The sequence below is a fragment of the Shinella sp. Sh6 genome (assembly GCF_055392685.1).
In genome coordinates, this window is sequence record NZ_AP044005.1 from 188,370 (window position 1) to 208,953 (window position 20,584).

At 68.5% G+C, this 20,584-nt stretch carries 16 protein-coding genes and 1 tRNA gene; 10 read left to right on the forward strand and 7 right to left on the reverse strand.

The annotated features are described in order from the left end of the window. From ACZ5TO_RS00910 to ACZ5TO_RS00930, 5 genes are all read right to left on the reverse strand, one after another. Entirely contained in the window at positions 1–477 is a 477-nt protein-coding gene (locus tag ACZ5TO_RS00910; RefSeq protein ID WP_184145502.1) for a UPF0262 family protein, read from the reverse strand. 3 nt (positions 478–480) lie between these two features. Then, positions 481–1,779, reverse strand: a complete 1,299-nt coding sequence (gene hisD / locus ACZ5TO_RS00915; protein ID WP_464799223.1) for a histidinol dehydrogenase — start codon at positions 1,777–1,779, stop codon at positions 481–483. A gap of 45 nt (positions 1,780–1,824) precedes the next feature. Further along, positions 1,825–2,262: a DUF2948 family protein gene (locus ACZ5TO_RS00920; RefSeq protein WP_464799224.1), complete on the reverse strand. Its 438-nt coding sequence runs from the start codon at positions 2,260–2,262 to the stop codon at positions 1,825–1,827. 102 nt (positions 2,263–2,364) lie between these two features. Continuing rightward, positions 2,365–3,657 (reverse strand): UDP-N-acetylglucosamine 1-carboxyvinyltransferase, encoded by a 1,293-nt coding sequence (gene murA, locus ACZ5TO_RS00925; RefSeq protein ID WP_464799225.1) that lies wholly within the window; start codon positions 3,655–3,657, stop codon positions 2,365–2,367. Between the two features lie 172 nt (positions 3,658–3,829). Continuing rightward, on the reverse strand, positions 3,830–4,018 hold the full coding sequence (locus tag ACZ5TO_RS00930) for a hypothetical protein (protein ID WP_464799226.1): 189 nt from the start codon (positions 4,016–4,018) through the stop codon (positions 3,830–3,832). A 138-nt stretch (positions 4,019–4,156) separates the two neighbouring features. On the opposite strand from ACZ5TO_RS00930, the gene ACZ5TO_RS00935 reads away from it, so the two are divergent. Next, positions 4,157–4,231, forward strand: a tRNA-Thr gene (locus ACZ5TO_RS00935). On the opposite strand, the gene ACZ5TO_RS00940 is transcribed toward ACZ5TO_RS00935, so the two are convergent. Next, on the reverse strand, positions 4,210–5,172 hold the full coding sequence (locus tag ACZ5TO_RS00940; protein WP_464799227.1) for an AraC family transcriptional regulator: 963 nt from the start codon (positions 5,170–5,172) through the stop codon (positions 4,210–4,212). The two genes, ACZ5TO_RS00935 and ACZ5TO_RS00940, sit on opposite strands and share 22 nt — an antisense overlap. Positions 5,173–5,311: 139 nt before the next feature. Here ACZ5TO_RS00940 and ACZ5TO_RS00945 point away from each other — a divergent pair, with 139 nt between their 5' ends. The 9 genes from ACZ5TO_RS00945 to ACZ5TO_RS00985 all read left to right on the forward strand — a co-directional run bounded on the left by ACZ5TO_RS00945 (position 5,312) and on the right by ACZ5TO_RS00985 (position 18,346). Beyond that, positions 5,312–6,502: an MFS transporter gene (locus tag ACZ5TO_RS00945; RefSeq protein ID WP_464799228.1), complete on the forward strand. Its 1,191-nt coding sequence runs from the start codon at positions 5,312–5,314 to the stop codon at positions 6,500–6,502. A gap of 119 nt (positions 6,503–6,621) precedes the next feature. Continuing rightward, positions 6,622–7,773: a fumarylacetoacetate hydrolase family protein gene (locus ACZ5TO_RS00950; protein WP_464800434.1), complete on the forward strand. Its 1,152-nt coding sequence runs from the start codon at positions 6,622–6,624 to the stop codon at positions 7,771–7,773. Position 7,774: 1 nt separating this feature from the next. After that, positions 7,775–8,242 (forward strand): Lrp/AsnC family transcriptional regulator, encoded by a 468-nt coding sequence (locus ACZ5TO_RS00955; RefSeq protein WP_184145495.1) that lies wholly within the window; start codon positions 7,775–7,777, stop codon positions 8,240–8,242. A 162-nt stretch (positions 8,243–8,404) separates the two neighbouring features. Then, positions 8,405–11,866: an indolepyruvate ferredoxin oxidoreductase family protein gene (locus ACZ5TO_RS00960; protein WP_464799229.1), complete on the forward strand. Its 3,462-nt coding sequence runs from the start codon at positions 8,405–8,407 to the stop codon at positions 11,864–11,866. A 36-nt stretch (positions 11,867–11,902) separates the two neighbouring features. Beyond that, complete coding sequence (locus ACZ5TO_RS00965) at positions 11,903–13,051, forward strand: isovaleryl-CoA dehydrogenase (RefSeq protein WP_464800435.1); 1,149 nt, start codon at positions 11,903–11,905, stop codon at positions 13,049–13,051. Continuing rightward, positions 13,051–14,658 (forward strand): carboxyl transferase domain-containing protein, encoded by a 1,608-nt coding sequence (locus tag ACZ5TO_RS00970; RefSeq protein WP_464799230.1) that lies wholly within the window; start codon positions 13,051–13,053, stop codon positions 14,656–14,658. The genes ACZ5TO_RS00965 and ACZ5TO_RS00970 overlap by 1 nt, the downstream gene beginning before the upstream one ends. Before the next feature lie 8 nt (positions 14,659–14,666). Beyond that, positions 14,667–16,649: an acetyl/propionyl/methylcrotonyl-CoA carboxylase subunit alpha gene (locus tag ACZ5TO_RS00975; RefSeq protein WP_464799231.1), complete on the forward strand. Its 1,983-nt coding sequence runs from the start codon at positions 14,667–14,669 to the stop codon at positions 16,647–16,649. After that, on the forward strand, positions 16,646–17,521 hold the full coding sequence (locus ACZ5TO_RS00980) for a hydroxymethylglutaryl-CoA lyase (RefSeq protein WP_464799232.1): 876 nt from the start codon (positions 16,646–16,648) through the stop codon (positions 17,519–17,521). Before ACZ5TO_RS00975 ends, ACZ5TO_RS00980 begins: the two co-directional genes overlap by 4 nt. A 24-nt stretch (positions 17,522–17,545) precedes the next feature. Then, entirely contained in the window at positions 17,546–18,346 is an 801-nt protein-coding gene (locus tag ACZ5TO_RS00985; RefSeq protein ID WP_464799233.1) for a crotonase/enoyl-CoA hydratase family protein, read from the forward strand. Between the two features lie 152 nt (positions 18,347–18,498). Here ACZ5TO_RS00985 and pbpC read toward each other — a convergent pair whose 3' ends face one another. Next, entirely contained in the window at positions 18,499–20,583 is a 2,085-nt protein-coding gene (gene pbpC / locus ACZ5TO_RS00990) for a penicillin-binding protein 1C (RefSeq protein ID WP_464799234.1), read from the reverse strand. Position 20,584: the final 1 nt, after the last annotated feature.

Here is a 20,584-nt window from a genome sequence, read left to right on the forward strand (position 1 = left end):
TCACCCGCGCCAGTAGAGGACGCAGACGAGCGTGAACAGGCGCCGGGCCGTGTCGAAGTCGAATTTGATCTTGCCCGACAGCCGGTCCATCAGCGTCTGCGAGCCTTCGTTGTGGATGCCGCGGCGACCCATGTCGATCGCCTCGATCTGGCTGGGCGTCGCCGAGCGGATCGCCTGGTAGTAGCTTTCGCAGATCAGGAAATAATCCTTCACGATGCGGCGGAAGGGCGTCAGCGAGAGGATGTGGGTGGCGACATCCTCGCCGCCTTCGGTGCGGATGGCGAAGACGAGCTTGGAGTCGAGCAGCGAGAGGTTGAGGCGATAGGGGCCGCCGGCATGGCCGAGCGGCTCGAAGCTGTTCTCCTCGATGAGGTCGAAGATGGCGACGGCGCGCTCGTGCTCCACATCCGGCGTGGCGCGGCCGATCGTATCGTCCAGCACCACGTCGCAGAGGCGGAAACGGCCTTTCGTCGCCATGCCTTACGTCCCCATGTTGAGGCGGATCGCGACGGAACGGGCATGGGCGCCGAGCCCTTCGGCCTCGGCCAGCGTGACGGCGGCCGGGCCGAGCGCGCGGAGCTGGTCCGGCCCGAGGCGCAGGATCGAGGTGCGCTTCATGTAGTCGAGCACCGAAAGGCCGGAGGAGAAGCGGGCGGAGCGGGCGGTCGGCAGGACGTGGTTCGAGCCGCCGACATAGTCGCCGATGACCTCCGGCGTATGGCGGCCGACGAAGATGGCGCCCGCATTGCGGATCTTGGGCAGCAGCGCGTCGGGATCGGCCGTGGCGATCTCCAGGTGCTCGGCGGCGATGCGGTTGGCGAGCGGCACGGCTTTCGCAAGCTCCGGCACGAGGATGACCGCGCCGAAGTCGCGCCAGCTCGCGCTCGCGGTCTCGGAACGCGCCAGCGTCTTCAACTGCCGCTCGACGGCGGCCTCGACCGCGTCGGCAAGGGTGGGGCTGTCCGTGACGAGGATCGACTGGGCGCCGGCATCGTGTTCGGCCTGGGCGAGGAGGTCGGCGGCCAGCCAGTCGGGATCGTTGTCGCCGTCGGCGATGACGAGCACTTCGGAGGGGCCGGCGATCATGTCGATGCCGACGGTGCCGAAGACCTGCCGCTTGGCTGCGGCGACGAAAGCATTGCCGGGGCCGGTGATCTTGGCGACGGGGGCGATGGTCCCGGTGCCGTAGGCAAGCGCTGCGACCGCCTGCGCGCCGCCGATGCGGTAGATTTCGTCGACGCCTGCGATGCGCGCGGCGGCAAGCACCGCCGGGTTGATCTCGCCGTCCTTCGCCGGCACGACCATGACGATGCGCGGCACGCCGGCGACCTTGGCCGGCACGGCGTTCATCAGCACGGAACTCGGATAGCTCGCGGTGCCGCCCGGCACATAGAGGCCGACGGCGTCGATCGCCGTCCAGCGCGAGCCGAGGCCGACGCCGATATCGTCCTCGTAGATGTCATCCTTCGGCTTCTGGCGGGCGTGGTGCTTCTCGATGCGCTGGGCGGCAAGCTCCAGCGCGGCGACGATCTTCGGGTCCACGGCGTCATAAGCGACGTCGATCTCCTCCAGCGAGACACGCATGGAGGTGACGGAGAAATCGAGGCCGTCGAACTTCTTGGAATAGTCGGCGAGCGCCTTGTCGCCGCGGGCGCGCACGTCGTCGATGATCGTGCGCACGATGGCATTGACGTCCTCGGAGACCTCGCGCTTGGTGGTCAGGAACGCAGCGAACCGGCTTTCGAAATCGCTGCTCTGGTAGTCAAGTCTGATCGCCAAGTCGCTCGTCCCTGTCGTCTCCCGGCGGCAGGCGCCGGATATGCCTCAAACCGCCGGGTGGCGGGGTTTCAAGCTGGTTTCCCATGCCCCGCCGGTATCTGCAAGCTGAACTTCGACGCATTCCACATCGAGGGCGATGGAGGCGTTGCCGGAAAGGATGAGCTCGAGCGTGCCGTCCGGCCCTTCGCCCTTCGGCGTGAAGTCGACGGCGAGCAGGGAGAAGACGGCCTGCCTGTCCTTGCGGTCGATGCCGAGCGAGCGCACGGCGGAAACGCGCTTGAAGGCGACGACCGCGCGGCGGCGCTCGAAGCTCTTGCGGCCGCGCTCGGCCTTTTCCCAGACGAAGCGGTTGACGACGACCGAAAAGACGTGGTGCCGGGCGTCGTAGGAGAGGCCGTCGGTCTTGAAGACCGCATCCTGCAGGTGGGCGGAGACCACCGCAAGGTCTTCCGTGTCGAGGGCGAGCAGTTTCAGGCTGTCCATGTTTCGTGTCCTTCCCGGGGAGGCGCGGATATGCGCCATCCCGAATATGTCCTGACGAAATAGGACGGCGCGCGGCGGACTGCAACCGCCGCGCGGCAAGGATCAGTCGCTGACGCGTTCGACGACGGCGCCGCAGCGGGTGAGCTTCTCCTCCAGCCGCTCGAAGCCGCGGTCCAGATGGTAGACGCGCGAGACCATGGTCTCGCCCTCGGCGGCAAGGCCGGCGATGACGAGCGAGACGGAGGCGCGCAGGTCCGTCGCCATGACGGGCGCGCCGCGCAACCGCTCGACGCCCTCGATCTTGGCCGTCTGGCCGGAAAGCGAGATCTTCGCGCCGAGGCGGGCGAGCTCCTGCACATGCATGAAGCGGTTCTCGAAGATCGTCTCGGTGATGTGCGAGATGCCGTTCGACTTGGTCATCAGGCCCATGAACTGCGCCTGGAGGTCGGTCGGAAAGCCGGGGAAGGGGTCGGTGACGACGTCGACCGGCTTGATGCCGCCGCCGTTGCGCACGACGCGGATGCCGCTTTCCGTGGAGGTGATCTCGGCGCCGGAGCGGCGGATGGCTTCAAGGGCCGTATCGAGCAGGGCCGCATCCGTGCCTTCCAGCACGACGTCGCCGCCCGTCATGGCGACGGCCATGGCATAGGTGCCGGTCTCGATGCGGTCCGGCAGGACGCGATGGCGGGCGCCGGAGAGCTGGGTGACGCCCTCGATGGTGATGGTGGAGGTGCCGGCGCCGGAGATCTTCGCGCCCATGGCGTTGAGGCACTTGGCAAGGTCCTGCACTTCCGGCTCGCGGGCGGCATTGCCGATCACCGTCGTGCCGCGGGCAAGGGTCGCGGCCATCATCATGACGTGCGTCGCGCCGACGGAGACCTTGGGGAAGGTGTAGCGCGCGCCGATCAGGCCGCCTTCCGGCGCCGTCGCCTCGACATAGCCGCCGTCGATCTCGATCTTCGCGCCGAGCGCGGCGAGCGCCTCGATGAAGAGGTCGACCGGGCGCGTGCCGATGGCGCAGCCGCCCGGCAGCGAGACGCGCGCCTTGCCTTCGCGGGCGAGCAGCGGGCCGATCACCCAGAACGAGGCGCGCATCTTGGAGACCAGTTCATAGGGCGCGGTCGTGTCGACGATGTTGCGCGAGGTGAAGTGGATCGTGCGCGAATAGCCCTCGCCCTGGCGCTCGCGGCGGCCGTTGACGGAGATGTCGGCGCCGTGGTTACCGAGGATGCGGATGAGCTGCTCGACGTCGGCAAGGTGCGGCACGTTTTCCAGCGTCAGCGTGTCGTCGGTCAAAAGCGAGGCGATCATCAGCGGCAGCGCGGCGTTCTTGGCGCCGGAGATGGGGATGATGCCCTTCAGCTCGTTGCCGCCTACAATTCGGATACGATCCATGTGTGACTACGGGCCGGGCCCGCCTTTCTCAAAGAATATCGGCTTTCGGAGATTGCGGCCTCTTTAGAGCATCGCGATCGAAAAATGAAGACCGTGCCGGCCGCGTGGTTTTCTGCGCGCCCGGTCCCCGGAAACCGTCCCCGTCGCCTTCGTTTTCGAAGACATTTTTCGACTAACCGTCCGATTCGTCTTTTTTTGCGGCAGGAAGCCCCGTCGTCTCGTCCGCTTCCCCGGCGCGCCGGGCGCGCGCCTGCTGCTTGCGGCGCTGGAGATTGTCGCGCAGCGTCCTGGCCAGCCGCTCCGCGCGGATCTCCGCCTCCGTCCGGATCTTCCCGCTTTTCGTCTCGTCCTCGCCGCTCATGCCGTCCCGTCCATCTCCCCGCACAAAGCGAGGCTCCCGTCAGTTTTGTTGCGATAATCGTACATTGGCCGCTTGCACTACCGGATGACCTGTGGCAATAGGCCCTCGCTTACGCGGAACAGCATCGTTTCGCCGGATGCTGCTATAGCTCAGGGGTAGAGCACTCCCTTGGTAAGGGAGAGGCCGAGAGTTCAAATCTCTCTAGCAGCACCATTTCTCCTCCCGTTCTGCCCGTTTCCGATCGTGCCCGATGCCGCCTTGCTGCGTGTCTTGCCGGGCGGTTCGCCGACGATGCGCTTGAAGGCGCGGGCGAAGGCGGCTTGCGAGCCGAAGCCGAGGCGGCGGGCGGCGGTGTCGATGGCGAGCTTGTCGCGGCGGAACCATTGTTCTGCGAGGCGCATGCGCAAGGCAAGCACGTAGCGCTGCGGCGTCATGCCCGTCACCTCGACGAAGCGTTTGGCGAAGACCGAGCGGGAGCTGCCCATTTCCTGCGCCATGTCGGCGAGCGTCCAGTTGCGGCCGGGCTCGCGGTGGAGCGCGGCGATGACGCGGCCGAGCCGCGGGTCGCGCAACGCCTCGATCCAGCCCGTCGCATCGCCGCAGCCGCATTCCACCCAGCCGCGCACGATGGAGGCGGCGATAACGTCGGCAAGGCGGGCGAGGATGCCGGCCGAGCCGACGCGCTCCTCGGACATTTCCCGCTCCATCGCGCCCAGCAGCGGCATCAGCTCCGGCTGGCGGCCGATCAGCGCGCCGACGGACATGACCTGCGGCATCAGGCCGACGAGGGGATGGAGCGTATCCAGCTCGAATTCCATGCGGCCGGTGAAGATCAGCGTGTCGTTCTCCCGGTCCGCGGATTTTATGCAGGCCTCCACTGCCGCCACCTCCGGGCAGAGCGGCTTTCGCGCGTAGCTCTCGTAGTCGCGCATCTGCACGTTCGGGCCGGTGACGATCTCGTGCATCTCGCCGCGCGGCAGGAGCACGGCATCGCCGCAGACGAGTTCGCGCCCGCTCTCGCCCGGCGCGCGCAGCAGCACCTTGCCGCGCGCGATGAAGTGGAAGCGGGCCTCGGGTGCTGGCGGAAAGCGGATGCCGAAGGGCGGCGTGAGCTGCAGCCGGCCGTAGCTCGCCCCGCGCAGGCGCATGCCCATCAGCAACTCGCTGACGGGATCGTGGGCATTTTTCGGGAGGTCGGACGATTGATCAAACATTGCGGATAAAATGGCATTGTGCGTCTTGGTTTTCAACCCACCTTTCCGGGCACGCACTGCAACAGGAAAGGGATAGCAGATGACGGATGCAACAATCATGACGCCGGAGAGCGAGGCGGATGCCCGCCCGGCCTGGGGCGGCGTCCTGTCGATGACGCTCGGCGTGTTCGCGCTGGTGGGCGCGGAATTCCTGCCCGCAAGCCTCCTCACGCCGATGGCGGCCGATCTCGGCATTTCGGAAGGCATGGCGGGGCAGGCGGTGACAGCGACGGCGGCCGTCGCGCTCCTCACCAGCCTTCTCGTCACGGTGGTGACGCGCAGGCTCGACCGGCGGCTCGTCCTGCTCGGCCTTTCGGTGCTGCTGATCCTGTCGAACCTGCTCGTCGCCTTTTCCGACAGCCTTCCCATGCTGCTCGGCGGGCGCGTGCTGCTCGGCATGGCGCTCGGCGGCTTCTGGACGCTTTCGGCGGCGACGATGATGCGGCTGGTGCCGGAGGCCCATGTGGCCAAGGCCCTCTCGGTGATGTTCCTCGGCGTCTCGGCGGCCACGGTCTTCGCCGCGCCGGTCGGCAGCTATGTCGGCGACATGGTCGGCTGGCGCAACGTCTTCCTCGGCGCGGCGGTGCTCGGCGCACTGTCCTTCGTCGTGCAGGTCGCGACCCTGCCGTCGCTGCCGCCGCGCGGCCATTCTCGCTTCGGCACGTTGGTCGAGGTGCTGAAGCGGCCGGGCGTCGGCTTCGCCATGCTGGCGATCCTCCTCGTCTTCACCGGCCACTTCTCCTTCTTCACCTATATCCGCCCCTTCCTCGAGACGGTGACGGGCATCGGCGTCGAGGGCATTTCGGCCGTCCTGCTCGGCTTCGGCATCGCCACCTTCTTCGGCAATTCGCTCGGCGCGGTGCTGCTGGAGCGGTCCATGCGCTTCACGCTGGCGACGATGCCGCTGGTCATGGGCGTGCTGGCCCTCTCGCTCTCGGCCTTCGGCGGCCACCTCGTCGCCGATGCCGCCATGGTCGCGCTCTGGGGGCTTGCCTTCGGCGCCGTGCCGGTCGCCTGGTCGACCTGGATCACCCGCGCCGTGCCGGATGAAGCCGAAAGCGCCGGCGGCCTCTTCGTCGCCGCCATCAACTTCGCCATCGCGACCGGCGCGGCCGCCGGCGGGGCGCTCTTCGACCTCAGCGGCGTTTCCAGCGTCTTCGTCGCGAGCGGCGTCGCGCTCTTCCTCGCCGCGCTGACGATCCTGACGGCGGTGCGCACCCGTCCGGCATGATGGAGGCAGGCCGGCGGATGCGGAAATTCCGCCGGCCCCCACCTTCGCCCTGTTCGACGCAGCCGGTTTCGGTCTAGAACGCTGCTGGACGAAGATGACGGGAGGAGCGCACGGTGACGATGACGGCAGGAGATTTTTCGCAAGGAACATTCGTCGGGCGCGTCTGGCGGCCTGACGTGCAGGGGCCGGCAATCGTCGTGCTGCGCGGCGGCCGGCTCGTCGACGTCACCTCCATCGACTGCGCCACGATGCGCGACCTCCTGGAAAAGGACGACCCGGCCGCCTTCGCCCGCACCGCGTCCGGCGAGGACCTCGGCGCGCTCGATGCCGTGCTGGAGACTTCCGTGGAAGGCACGGGCAATTTTTCCGCGCTTCACCTCCTCGCCCCCTGCGATCTCCAGGCCGTCAAGGCCTGCGGCGTCACCTTCGCCCGCTCGATGATCGAGCGGGTGATCGAGGAGAAGGCGGCGGGTAATCCGGCGCTGGCGGAAAAGGTGCGCGGCCGCGTCACCGCCATCATCGGCGACAGCCTGCGCGATCTCAAGGCCGGCTCCGAGGCGGCGGCGAGGGTCAAGGCGGCGCTGATCGAGGAAGGCGTGTGGTCTCAATATCTGGAGGTCGGCATCGGCCCGGATGCGGAGGTCTTCACCAAGGCGCCGGTGCTTTCCTCCGTCGGCTGGGGCGCCTCGGTAGGGCTGCACCCGGTCTCGAAGTGGAACAATCCCGAGCCGGAAATCGTGCTCGCCGTCGACAGCGCCGGCCGTGCGAAGGGCGCGACCCTCGGCAACGACGTGAACCTGCGCGACGTCGAGGGCCGCTCGGCGCTGCTCCTCGGCAAGGCGAAGGACAACAACGCCTCCTCCGCCATCGGTCCCTTCATCCGCCTCTTCGACGAGACCTATTCCATCGAGGACGTGCGCAAGGCCGACCTCGATCTCCTGATCGAGGGCGAGGACGGCTTCGTGCTCAAGGGCCGCAGCACGATGCGCGAGATCAGCCGCGACCCGCTCGACCTCGTCTCCCAGACCGTCGGCAGGCATCACCAGTATCCGGACGGCTTCATGCTGTTCATGGGCACGCTCTTCGCGCCCGTGGAAGACCGCGACGCGCCCGGACAGGGCTTCACCCACAAGACGGGCGACCGGGTGACGATCTCGAACCCGGAGCTCGGCGCGCTCGTCAACACCGTGCGCCTTTCCACCGAATGCTCGCCCTGGACCTTCGGCATCGCCACGCTGATGCGCAACCTTTCCAGCCGCGGGCTGCTCTGACATGGCCGAGGGCGTCCTCGACGAGACGAGCCGGAAAATCCTGCGGTTGCTGCAAAGCGAGCCGGACCTGACCGTCGCCGAGATCGGCGAGCGCGTCGGCCTCAGCCACACGCCCTGCTGGCGGCGCATCAAGGAGATGGAGAAGCAGGGCATCATCCGCGGCCGCGTCATCGCCGTCGATCCCAAGCGTGTCGGCTTCGAGGTCTCGGTCTTCTGCTTCGTCAGGCTCAAGCAGCACGACGAGGAGACGCTGCTGGAGTTCGAGCGGGCGGTGAAGGACATGCCCGAGGTCGTGCAGTGCTATTCCATGACCGGCGACCACGACTATGTGCTGCGGGTGCTGACGAGCAGCGTGCGGCAATACGAGGAGATATTGAAGAAGGCGCTGCTCAAGCTGCCGGGCGTCGGCTTCGTCAATTCCAGCTTCGCCCTCGACGAATTGAAGAACACGCATCGCGTGCCGCTTTGAGCAAAATAGGATGGCTTTGCGCCAAGCGGCCTGCCTTGCGGATGCCGTCCTAGCGGCCCGCCGTGCCGGGCCGAAAATAAGGACCCGCTCCTCCCAATCCCTCACTAAGCTCCTACATTAGGAGGATGGCTTTCGTGGAGGAGAGCCATCGAGGAGGAAGTCATGCTGAAGCAGAGCTTTTCTCTCGAGGACAAGTATACGGCGGAGGAAGGAAGGATCTTCCTTTCCGGCATCCAGGCCCTCGTGCGCCTGCCGATCGTGCAGATGCGGCGCGACCGTGCCGCGGGGCTGAACACCGCCGCATTCATCTCGGGTTATCGCGGATCGCCGCTCGGCGGCTACGACCAGCAGCTCGCCAAGGCGGGCAGGCATCTGGCGGCGCACGACATCGTGTTCCAGCCGGGCGTCAACGAGGATCTGGCCGCCACCGCCGTCTGGGGTACGCAGCAACTGCACCTTTCGCCCGGCGCGCGCTACGACGGCGTCGCCGGCTACTGGTACGGCAAGGGGCCGGGCGTCGACCGCTGCGGCGATGTGCTGAAGCATGCCAATGCCGCCGGCACCTCGCAACATGGCGGCGTGCTCTGTTTCGCCGGTGACGACCATTCGGCAAAGTCGTCCTCCATCCCGCACCAGTCCGACCACGCCTTCATGTCGGCGCTGATCCCGGTGCTCTATCCCTCGTCCATCCACGAATTCGTCGAATACGGCCTGCTCGGCACGGCGATGTCGCGCTATTCCGGCTGCTGGGTCGGCATGAAGTTCATCGCCGACACGGTCGAGACGACGGCCTCCGTCGACCTTGCCGGCGAGCGCCGGCAGTTCGTCGTCCCGGAGGATTTCGAGCTCCTGCCGGGCGGGCTCAACCTGCGCTGGCCCGATCCGCCGCTGCCGCAGGACGAGCGGCTGCAGACCTACAAGGGCTATGCCGCCATCGCGTTTGCCCGCGCCAACCGGGTGGACGAGATCACGCACGACGCCCCGCGCGCCCGCTTCGGCATCATCGCCTCGGGCAAGGCCTATGAAGACGTGCTTCAGGCCCTGAAGGAGCTGTCCATCGGCCCTACCGAGATGGCCGAGATCGGCATGCGCGTCTACAAGGTCCGCATGCCCTGGCCGCTGGAGCCGGAGGGCGTGCGCGAATTCTCGCAGGGGCTGGAAGAGGTTCTGGTCGTCGAGGAGCGGCGCGAGATCATCGAGAACCAGATCAAGCAGCAGCTCTTCAACTGGCATCACGGCGAGCGGCCGCGCATCATCGGCAAGTTCGACCATGAGGACCATCCGTTCCTGCCGCTCTCGCAGGCGCTCTCCGTCGGCATGGTCGCCCGCGCGATCGCCGCGCGGCTCCTGCATTTCGAGTTCGACGCGGGCCTGAAGAAAGTGATCGCCGACGAGCTCTCCTACCTGCTGGAGCGCGAGAAGCTGCGCAAGGCCCATGCCGCGCCGGTCGAGCGCGTGCCCTATTTCTGCTCCGGCTGTCCGCACAACACTTCCACCAAGGTGCCGGAGGGAAGCCGCGCGACGGCGGGCATCGGCTGTCACTACATGGTGCAGTGGATGGACCGCTCCACCACGACCTTCACCCATATGGGCGCGGAAGGCGTGCCGTGGTCGGGCATCGCGCCCTTCACCGACGAGAAGCACATCTTCGTCAATCTCGGCGACGGCACCTATTACCATTCCGGCATCCTCGCCATCCGCCAGTCGGTCGCCGCCGGCGTCAACATCACCTACAAGCTGCTCTACAACGACGCCGTGGCGATGACCGGCGGCCAGCCCGTCGACGGGCCGCTGAGCCCAGAAGCGGTCACGCACCAGCTCTACGACGAGGGTGTCGCGCCGATCTACCTCGTCTCGGACCATCCGGAAGCCTATTCGCCCGCGACGCTCGCGCCCGGCACCGTCGTGCGCCACCGCGACGAGATGGACCGGGTGATGCGCGATATCCGGGAAGCGCCCGGCTCCTCGGCCATCGTCTACGTGCAGACCTGCGCGGCGGAAAAGCGCCGCCGCCGCTCGCGCGGCCTGATGGAGGATCCGCCGGTCCGCCTGATGATCAATCCCGCCGTCTGCGAGGGCTGCGGCGACTGTTCCACCCAGTCGAACTGCGTCTCCGTCGAGCCGCTGGACACCGCGCTCGGCCGAAAGCGCAAGATCAACCAGTCCTCCTGCAACAAGGACTATTCCTGCCTCAAGGGCTTCTGCCCTTCCTTCGTGACGGTGGAGGGCGGGCGGCTGCGCAAGGCGGCGCGCACGAACCCCGACATGGCGGGCCTTCCCGAGCCGGAGATCGTCCGGATCGGCGCGCGCGCCTACAACATCGCCATCGCCGGCATCGGCGGCACGGGCATCCTGACGATCAGCGCCATCCTCGGCATGGCCGCCCATCTCGACGGCAGGTCGCCGATGATCCTCGACATGGCGGGCCTCGCGCAGAAGGGCGGCGCGGTGATGAGCCACCTGCGCATCGGCCTTCGCGACGAAGACGTGTCCTCGCCGCGCATCGTCACCGGCGGGGCCGACCTCCTGATCGCCGCCGACGATGTGGTGGGCGCCTCGAAGGACGCCATCACGCTCTGCGACCGGCACCGCACCACGGGCGTCGTCAACACGAGGCTGACGCCCGTTGCCGATTTCGTGCGCAAGCGCGATTTCGACTTCCGCCGCCGCGACGTGGAGAACACCGTCCGCGAGGGCCTGCGCGAGCCGTCCCACCTCCTCGACTTCACGACCATCGCCGAGAAGGTCGCGGGCAACGCCATGGCGACGAACATCCTGATGACCGGCTACGCCTGGCAGAAGGGCCTGATCCCGCTCACCCGCCAGTCCATCGAGCAGGCGATCGCGCTGAACGGCGTCGCGGTCGACGCCACGCTCTCGGCCTTCGGCTGGGGCCGGCTGATTGCCGCCGATCCAGCCCGCGCCGAACGCTTGCTGCACCCCGGCAAGCCCGTGCCGACGCTGGAGACCATGACGACGGAAGAGCTGATCGCCCACCGCGTGAAGCACCTGACCGCCTACCAGAACGCCGCGCTCGCCGACCGCTACAAGGCGCTGGTGGAGCGGGTGCTGACGGGGGAAACAGCGCTCGGCCCGGCCGACAGGCTGACCCGCACGGTGGCCCATGTCTACGCCCAGCTCCTCGCCTACAAGGACGAGTACGAAGTCGCCCGGCTCTTTACCGATCCGGCCTTCAAGGCGGGGCTCGCCGAGCAGTTCGAGGGCAGGTACCGTATCGTCTTCAACCTCGCGCCGCCCATTCTCAAGGGCGAGGATGCGAGCGGCCGGCCGCGCAAGCGCCACTTCGGCCGCTGGATGCTGCCGGTCTTCGGCGTGCTGGCCCGCATGAAGGGCCTGCGCGGCACGGCTTTCGACCCCTTCGGCCACTCCGCCGAGCGCTGCATGGAACGCCGGCTCATCGCCGACTACGAGGCGCTTGTGGGCCATGTGCTGCAAAACCTTCGCCGCGAGAACCTCGACGCCGCCGTTGCGCTGCTTGCGCTTTACGGCGAGATTCGCGGCTACGGGCCCGTCAAGGAGGAAGCGGCAAAGCGCGTGAAGGCGCGCGAGGCCGTCATGTGCAAGGCCTTCGACACGGCAGGACAGGAAAAGGCGGCCGCATAAGGCCGCATGGGGAGGACGGACATGTATGACGCCGGAATGAGCTTCGGGCTTGGGGAGGATATCGAGGCGCTGCGCGAGAGCGTGCGGCGCTTCGCATCGGAGCGCATCGCGCCGCAGGCCGCCGAGATCGACCGCACGAACGCTTTTCCGATGCCGCTCTGGCGCGAGCTTGGCGATCTCGGCCTCCTCGGCATCACCGCGCCGGAAAGCTACGGCGGATCGGGCATGGGTTATCTCGCCCATTGCGTGGCGATGGAGGAGATCAGCCGGGCCTCGGCCTCGGTCGCCCTCAGCTACGGCGCCCATTCCAATCTCTGCGTCAACCAGATCGTGCGCAACGCCAGCAAGGAGCAGCGGGAAAGATACCTGCCGAAGCTGATATCCGGCGAGCATGTCGGCGCGCTCGCCATGTCCGAACCGGGGGCAGGCTCCGACGTCGTCTCCATGCGGCTGCGCGCGGAAAAGCGCGGTGACCGTTATGTGCTGAATGGCAACAAGATGTGGATCACCAACGGGCCGGATGCGGACGTGCTGGTGGTCTACGCCAAGACCGATCCGGAGGCCGGCGCGCGCGGCATTACCGCCTTCTTCATCGAGAAGGGGTTCAAGGGCTTTTCGACCGCCCAGAAGCTCGACAAGCTCGGCATGCGCGGCTCGAACACCTGCGAACTTGTCTTCACCGATTGCGAGGTGCCGGAGGAGAACGTGATGGGGACGGTGGGGCGCGGCGTCAACGTGCTGATGTCCGGCCTCGACTATGAGCGCGTCGTGCTCTCCGGCGGTCCGCTCGGCATCATGGCCGCCTGCCTCGACGTGGTCGTGCCCTATATCCACGAGCGAAAACAGTTCGGCCAGCCGATCGGCGAATTCCAGCTCATGCAGGGCAAGGTTGCCGACATGTATGTCGCCTTCAATGCGGCGCGCGCCTATGTCTATGCCGTCGCGAGCGCCTGCGACCGCGGCGAGACGACGCGCAAGGATGCCGCCGGCTGCATCCTCTATTCCGCCGAGACCGCCACGAAGCTGGCACTGGAGGCCATCCAGGCGCTCGGCGGCAACGGCTATATCAACGATTACCCGACCGGCCGCCTGCTGCGCGATGCCAAGCTCTACGAGATCGGCGCGGGCACATCCGAGATCCGCCGCATGCTGATCGGCCGCGAGATATTCCAGGAGACGCTGTGATGCCGGTCATCCCCTCGGCCGTGAACACGCGCAGCGAAACCTTCGAGGCGAACCGCAAAGCCATGCTCGATGCGCTGGCGCTGGTGGAGGAGGCGGCAAGCGTCGCCATGGACGGCGGCGGGCCGAAGGCGCGTGAGCGCCATGTCGCCCGAGGCAAGCTGCTGCCGCGCGAGCGCGTCGCGCAGCTTCTCGATCCGGGCTCGCCCTTCCTGGAGATCGGCCTTACCGCCGGCCACGGCCTTTATGACGGCGCCGCGCCGTCCGGCGGTATGATCGCCGGCATCGGCCGTGTCTCCGGCCGCGAATGCATGATCGTCTGCAACGACGCGACGGTGAAGGGCGGCACCTATTACCCCATCACCGTGAAGAAGCACCTGCGCGCGCAGGAGATCGCCGCGGAGAACCGGCTGGCCTGCATCTACCTCGTCGATTCCGGCGGAGCGAACCTGCCGAACCAGGACGAGGTCTTCCCTGACCGCGATCATTTCGGCCGCATCTTCTACAACCAGGCGCAGATGTCCGCCGCCGGCATCCCGCAGGTCGCCGTCGTCATGGGAAGCTGCACGGCGGGCGGCGCCTACGTTCCGGCGATGAGCGACGAGACCGTCATCGTCGAGAACCAGGGCACGATCTTCCTCGCCGGCCCGCCGCTGGTGAAGGCCGCGACGGGCGAGGTGGTGAGCGCGGAAGACCTCGGCGGCGGCGATGTCCACACCCGCCTTTCCGGCGTCGCCGACCATCTGGCGCGCGACGACCGCCACGCGCTCGCCATCGCCCGGCAGATCGCCGCCAACCTCAACACGCGTAAGCAAGAACTTACGAAAATCGGCGAGGGCGAAGCCCCGCTCTACGATCCGGAAGACCTGCTCGGCATCGTGCCGGCCGATACCCGCACGCCCTATGACGTGCGCGAGGTGATCGCCCGCGTGGTCGACGGCTCGCGCTTCGACGAGTTCAAGGCCCGCTTCGGCGCCACGCTCGTCTGCGGCTTTGCGGCCCTGCACGGCCTGCCCGTCGGCATCCTCGCCAACAACGGCGTGCTCTTCTCCGAAGCGGCCTTGAAGGGCGCGCATTTCATCGAGCTCTGCGCCCAGCGCGGCATTCCGCTTCTCTTCCTGCAGAACATCACCGGCTTCATGGTCGGCCGGAAGTACGAGGCGGACGGCATCGCCAAGCACGGCGCCAAGCTCGTCACCGCTGTTGCCACCGCGAAGGTGCCGAAGGTCACCATGCTGATCGGCGGCTCCTACGGTGCGGGCAATTACGGCATGTGCGGCCGGGCCTATTCGCCGCGCTTCCTGTGGACCTGGCCGAACAGCCGCATCGCCGTGATGGGCGGCGAGCAGGCAGCGGGCGTTCTCGCCACCGTCCGGCGTGAAGGCATCGAGCGGACGGGCGGCACATGGACGGCGGCGGAGGAGGCCGATTTCAAACAGCCGACCATCGACATGTTCGCCCGCCAGAGCCACCCGCTCTATGCCTCGGCGCGTCTGTGGGACGACGGCATCGTCGATCCGCGCAGGACGCGTGACGTGCTGGCGCTCTCGCTCTCGGCGGCGCTCAACGCGCCTGTCGAGCCCACCCGCTTCGGCGTCTTCCGGATGTAGGAGGCAGCATGTTCCGCAAGATCCTCATCGCCAACCGGGGCGAAATCGCCTGCCGCATCATCCGCACCGCCCGCCGCATGGGCGTTGCGACCGTTGCCGTCCATTCCGATGCCGACCGGGATGCGCTGCACGTCGCCATGGCGGATGAAGCCGTCCGCATCGGCCCGGCGGAGGCGGCGAAAAGCTACCTGAACATTGCCGCCATCGTCGAGGCCGCCAGGGCGAGCGGCGCGGAGGCGGTGCATCCGGGTTACGGCTTCCTCTCGGAAAATCCCGAGTTCGTGGAGGCGGTGGAGGCCGCCGGCCTCGTCTTCATCGGCCCCTCGGCCAATGCCATCCGCGCCATGGGCCTGAAGGACGCCGCCAAGGCCCTGATGGAGAAGGCCGGCGTTCCCGTCGTCCCCGGCTATCACGGCGAGCGGCAGGAGCCTTCCTTCCTCGCCGGCGAGGCGGAGGCCATCGGCTATCCCGTGCTGATCAAGGCGCGGGCCGGCGGCGGCGGCAAGGGCATGCGCAAGGTGGAGCGGCCGGAAGACTTCGTCGCCGCGCTGGAGAGCGCCCGGCGCGAGGCGGAAAGCGCCTTCGGCGACGGCCGCGTCCTGGTCGAAAAATACATGGCCAAGCCCCGCCATATCGAGGTGCAGGTCTTCGGCGACGGCCACGGCAATGTCGTGCACCTCTTCGAGCGCGACTGCTCGCTCCAGCGCCGGCACCAGAAGGTGATCGAGGAGGCCCCGGCCCCCGGCATGACGGCGGAGATGCGCGCCGCGATGGGCGCGGCCGCCGTGCGTGCGGCAGCGGCCATCGGCTACAGCGGCGCCGGCACCGTCGAGTTCATCGCCGACGTTTCCGAAGGGTTGCGGCAGGACCGCTTCCATTTCATGGAGATGAACACGCGCCTCCAGGTCGAGCATCCCGTGACGGAGGCGATCACCGGCCTCGACCTCGTCGAGTGGCAACTGCGCGTCGCCGCCGGCGAGCCCCTGCCGAAGCGGCAGGACGAGCTTTCCATCGACGGCTGGGCCTTCGAGGCGCGGCTTTACGCGGAGAGCCCGGCGCGCGACTTCCTGCCCGCGACCGGCCGTCTTTCGGTCTTCGACCTGCCGGAGGGCGTGCGGGTCGATTCCGGCGTGCGCGCGGGCGACCTCGTCACGCCCTATTACGACCCGATGATCGCCAAGGTCGTCACCCACGGCCGCACCCGCGCCGAAGCGCTCGCCCGGCTGGAAGGCGCGCTCGCGGAGTGCCGCGTTGCGGGCGTGACGACCAATGCCGGTTTCCTCGCCCGCCTCTGCCGCCTGCCGGCCTTCGCGGCGGGCGATGTCGACACCGGCCTCATCGGCCGGTCCGGCGCGGGCCTGCTGGCGGAGCCCGAAGCCTCCGAAGAGGCCTTCGCCCTCGCCGCCCTCGCGGCGCTCGGCCTCCTCGCCGCGCCATCGGGGGACGACCCGTGGCAGCATCTCCGCGGCTTCCGCCTGTGGGGCGAGGCTGTGCAGACCGTGTTCCTCGACCACGGCGGTGCGGAGCACGCGCTGCGCGTGACGATGCGCGGCGAAGGCCGCTTCCGCGTCGAGCACGAGGGCGTGGCTACGGATCTTCGCATCGCGTCTTCCGATGGTCGCGCTATCCGCGTGCAATTCGACGGCCATACGCTTCCGGCCACCGTGCATCGCGAGGGGCGCGCCATCGCCGTCTTCTTCGCCGGCCACCGCCACGCCTTCGTCATTGCCGAGGAGGAGGGCCATCAGGGCGAAACGGCGGGCGGCGACCGGCTCTCGGCGCCGATGCCGGGCCTCGTGCGCATCGTCTCGGCGGAGCCGGGCGTGCGCGTCGAAAAGGGCGATCCGCTCGTCACCATGGAGGCCATGAAGATGGAGCTGGTGCTGGCCGCCCCGCGCGACGGCGTGGTGGCCGCGGTGCCGGTGGCGGCGGGCGACCAGGTGTCCGAAGGCACGCTGCTCGTCGCGCTGGAGCCGGAGGAAGCGGCATGAGCCGGCGCATCGAAATCGTCGAGATGGCGGCCCGCGACGGCCTGCAGAACGAGAAGGCGATCATCCCCGCCGCCGACAAGATCGCGCTGATCGATATGCTATCGGATTGCGGCTTTGCCCGCATCGAGGCGACGAGCTTCGTCAGCCCGAAATGGGTGCCGCAGCTTGCCGACGGCGCCGAGGTCATGGCCGGCATCCGCCGCCGCCCCGGTATTTCCTACGCCGCGCTCGTGCCCAACATGAAGGGCTACGAGGCGGCGAAGGCGGCCGGCGCCGATGAGGTCGCCGTCTTCCTCTCCGCTTCCGAGGGCTTTTCGCGGGCCAATCTCAACTGCTCCATCGCCGAGAGCATCAAGCGCGTGCGCCCGGTGGCAGAGGCGGCAAAGGCGGACCGTATTCCGCTGCGCGGCTATGTGAGCTGCGTCGTGCAATGCCCCTATGACGGCCCGGTCGAGCCCTGCGCCGTTGCGCGGGTGACGGGCCAGCTCCTGCGGCTCGGCTGCCATGAGGTGAGCCTTGGCGACACGATCGGCCGCGCGCGGCCCGCCGAGGTCGCGGCCATGCTGGACGTGGTACTCGCCGTCGCCTTCCCGGAAAACCTCGCCGGCCATTTCCACGATACGAACGGGCTGGCGCTCGACAATATCCGCGTGGCGCTCGATCGCGGGCTTTCCGTCTTCGACGCCTCTGTCGGCGGGCTCGGCGGCTGCCCCTATGCGCCGGGCGCGCGCGGCAATGTCGATACGCTCGCCGTTGCCGACATGCTGGCGGCCGAGGGCTATGAAACCGGGCTCGACCGGCGCAAGCTGGCCCTTGCCGCCGCCTTCGCGCGGCGCATCGCCGGCAAGGACGATGCGCGCCGGAGCGCCTGAGGCGAAAAGATGGGAGGTTCAAAGATGCATTTCGAGACGATCTCCGTATCCGTCGACCGGCGTGGCGTCGCCGCGCTGACGCTCCGCCGCCACGCCCAGCACAATGCGCTTTCCGGCCTGATGATCCGCGAGCTCACGGCGGTCGCCGGCCTTCTCGGCGAAGACGCGGCGGTGCGCCTCGTCGTGCTGGCGGGCGAGGGCGAGAGCTTTTGCGCCGGCGGCGACCTCAACTGGATGAAGGAGCAGATCGCCGCCACGCGCGAGGAGCGCATCGCGGAAGCCCGCCGGCTCGCCATGATGCTGAAGGCGCTGCGCGACCTGCCCAAGCCGCTGATCGCCCGCGTCAACGGGCAGGCCTATGGCGGCGGGGTCGGCCTCATCAGCGTCTGCGATGCGGCCATTGCCGTCGAGGGCGCGCGCTTCGGGCTGACGGAAACCCGCCTCGGCCTCATCCCGGCGACGATCAGCCCCTATGTCGCCGCCCGCATCGGCCCCGCCGCCTTCCTGCGCCTTGCCACCTCCGCCCGCCTCATAGACGCCGAGGCCGCCCGCGCCATCGGGCTTTTGAGCGCCGTCGTGCCGGCCGAGGATATTGATGCGGCCGTGGAAGCGGAAATCAGGCCCTACTTCGCCGCCTCTCCCGAGGCCGTCGCGGCCGCCAAGGCGCTCGCCCACGCGCTCGCCCCGCCGATCGACGAGAAACTGATCGAGATGACCTTAATGCGGCTCGCCGACACATGGGAGACGCCACAGGCTGCCGAAGGGATCGCGGCGTTTCTGGAGAAGCGGAAGGCGGGGTGGGTGCTGGCGGGTACGGCGAAGTAAGGGATTGCCCCTCACCCTAACCCTCTCCCCGTAAACGGGGAGAGGGGACTTGCCCCACGGACATATATTGATTGGGGAGGCCGATGCCGCATACCCCTTCGCCCCGCTTGCGGGGAGAAGGTCGCGGCAGCGGGATGAGGGGCAAACTCGCCCTACTCGATGAACACCCGCACGCTCGCCGCGCGCCCGGCGGCGTCGATCACCGTCAGCGTCGAAAAGCCCGCGCCCTCCGGCAGCCATTGCGTCGTACGGCGGCGGGCGGCGTCGGGCAGGACCTTGCCGTTGGCGAGCCAGCGGAAGGGCGCGCGGCCGCCTTGCAGCTTCAGCACCAGCGGCGAGATCGCCTCGCCCGTCGTCGCGCCGAGTTCCACATGGGCGCCTTCCGGCGGATAGACGATGTGTGGCGCGGATTCGCGGGCGAAGGTGGAGACGAGGCCGTTGGCCGTCGCCGAGAAGCGGCGCAGGCTCGCGGGAAGCTCGGATTGCGCGATCCGCACGGCACCCCTCGGCGCGCCGGGCAGCGCCACGATGGCAAGGCCCGAGCGGGCGAAGGCCTCGAAGAGGATGGGCGCGGCCGAGCCGTAGCCCGTCAGGCCCGGCACCGCGCCGTTGTCGGCCCGGCCGACCCAGACGCCGAGCACATGCCGCCCGTCGTAGCCGACCGACCAGGCGTCGCGGTAGCCGTAGCTGGTGCCCGTCTTGTAGGCGATGCCGAGCCGGCGGCTGCCGGTAGGCGGGATGACGCCGGAGAGCACGTCCGAGACCTGCCAGACGGCGACGGGATCGAGCAGCGGATCGCCGTCGATGATCGAGGGCGCCTCGCCGATGCCGTCGCCGAGCTTGACGGGCATGCCCCGGTTGGCGAGCGCCGCATAGAGCTGCGTGAGGTCGCGCAGCGTGATGCCGAGGCCGCCGAGACCGATGGCTAGGCCGGGCGTTTCGCCCGGCGGCAGCACGGGGCGCACCTCGGCGCGGCGGAAGCGCACCATCAGCCGCGTCGGGCCGACCGCATCGAGCAGGCGCACGGCCGGCACGTTCAGCGACATCTGCAAGGCCTTGCGCACGCTGACGTCGCCCTGGTAGGTCATGTCGAAATTGCGCGGGCGGTAGCCGGAGAAATCGGCCGGCCGGTCCTCGACGATGGTTTCCTGCGCGACCAGCCCCTCCTCGAAGGCGAGCCCGTAGATGAAGGGCTTCAGCGCCGAGCCCGGCGAGCGGCGGATGCGCGTCATGTCGATCCAGCCGGCGCGGCTGCCGTCGAAATAATCCGCCGAGCCGACCTCGCCGAGGATCGCGCCGGTGCGCGCGTCCGCCATCACCATGGCGATGGAGACCTTCGGGCCGAGGCGCTGCGCCGCTTCGCGGGCGACGGCTTCGAGCCCGTCCTGCACCGAGCGGTCGAGTGTCGTGCGATGCTCCACGGCCGTGGGGTCCTTGCGCAGCGCCAGTTCCGAAAGATGCGCGGCATAGGCCGGCAACTGCCGGCGGCGCTGCGGCACGGCTTCCGCCGAAGCGCGTTCGGCTTCCCCTTCGCCGATGACTTGCGAAACGGCCAGACGGGTCAGCACGCGCCCGCGCGCCTCCTCGGCGGCGGCCCGGTGCCGGTCGGGCCGGCGCTTTTCGGGAAGCTGCGGCAGGGCGACGAGGAGGGCGGCTTCGGCGACGGTGAGCCGCTTCGGCTCCTTGCCGAACCAGGCGAGGCTTGCCGCCCGGACGCCTTCCAGATTGCCGCCATAGGGGGCGAGCGTCAGGTAGAGGTCGAGGATCTGGTCCTTGGAAAGCCGCCGCTCCAGTTGCACGGCGCGCGCCATCTGGCGCAGCTTCGCAAGGATCGAGCGGTTGTCGCGCGGCTCGATCAGCCGGGCGACCTGCATGGAGAGCGTCGAGGCGCCCGAGACGATATGGCCGCTTGCGACGAACTGGCCGGCCGCGCGCAGCACCGCCAGCGGATCGATGCCGGAATGCTCGCGGAAGCGCCGGTCCTCGTAGGCGACGAGCATGCGGATGAACTGCGGGTCGACATCGGCGGCCGTGGTCTTCAGCCGCCAGTAGCCGTCCGGTGTCGCGAAGGCGCGCAGAAGCCGGCCGTCGCGGTCCACCACTTCCTTCGAGACGGTATCGGCGACATGGACGGGCGGCGGAAAGGCGCGGTCCGCAGAGACGAGCCCGAAGGCGAGGGCGGCGATGGACGCCGCCCCGCAAAGGGAGCCGATGAGGAGCTTGCGCCGGAGCGCCATG

Bases quoted from the DNA above. Each gene is read 5' to 3' on its own strand.
- ACZ5TO_RS00910 (WP_184145502.1), bottom strand. From the start codon at position 477: ATGGCGACGAAAGGCCGTTTCCGCCTCTGCGACGTGGTGCTGGACGAT.
- ACZ5TO_RS00920 (WP_464799224.1), bottom strand. From the start codon at position 2,262: ATGGACAGCCTGAAACTGCTCGCCCTCGACACGGAAGACCTTGCGGTG.
- murA (WP_464799225.1), bottom strand. From the start codon at position 3,657: ATGGATCGTATCCGAATTGTAGGCGGCAACGAGCTGAAGGGCATCATC.
- ACZ5TO_RS00930 (WP_464799226.1), bottom strand. From the start codon at position 4,018: ATGAGCGGCGAGGACGAGACGAAAAGCGGGAAGATCCGGACGGAGGCG.
- ACZ5TO_RS00940 (WP_464799227.1), bottom strand. From the start codon at position 5,172: ATGGGCATGCGCCTGCGCGGGGCGAGCTACGGCCGGCTGCAGCTCACG.
- ACZ5TO_RS00945 (WP_464799228.1), top strand. From the start codon at position 5,312: ATGACGGATGCAACAATCATGACGCCGGAGAGCGAGGCGGATGCCCGC.
- ACZ5TO_RS00950 (WP_464800434.1), top strand. From the start codon at position 6,622: ATGACGGCAGGAGATTTTTCGCAAGGAACATTCGTCGGGCGCGTCTGG.
- ACZ5TO_RS00955 (WP_184145495.1), top strand. From the start codon at position 7,775: ATGGCCGAGGGCGTCCTCGACGAGACGAGCCGGAAAATCCTGCGGTTG.
- ACZ5TO_RS00960 (WP_464799229.1), top strand. From the start codon at position 8,405: ATGCTGAAGCAGAGCTTTTCTCTCGAGGACAAGTATACGGCGGAGGAA.
- ACZ5TO_RS00965 (WP_464800435.1), top strand. From the start codon at position 11,903: ATGAGCTTCGGGCTTGGGGAGGATATCGAGGCGCTGCGCGAGAGCGTG.
- ACZ5TO_RS00970 (WP_464799230.1), top strand. From the start codon at position 13,051: ATGCCGGTCATCCCCTCGGCCGTGAACACGCGCAGCGAAACCTTCGAG.
- ACZ5TO_RS00975 (WP_464799231.1), top strand. From the start codon at position 14,667: ATGTTCCGCAAGATCCTCATCGCCAACCGGGGCGAAATCGCCTGCCGC.
- ACZ5TO_RS00980 (WP_464799232.1), top strand. From the start codon at position 16,646: ATGAGCCGGCGCATCGAAATCGTCGAGATGGCGGCCCGCGACGGCCTG.
- ACZ5TO_RS00985 (WP_464799233.1), top strand. From the start codon at position 17,546: ATGCATTTCGAGACGATCTCCGTATCCGTCGACCGGCGTGGCGTCGCC.
- pbpC (WP_464799234.1), bottom strand. From the start codon at position 20,583: ATGGCGCTCCGGCGCAAGCTCCTCATCGGCTCCCTTTGCGGGGCGGCG.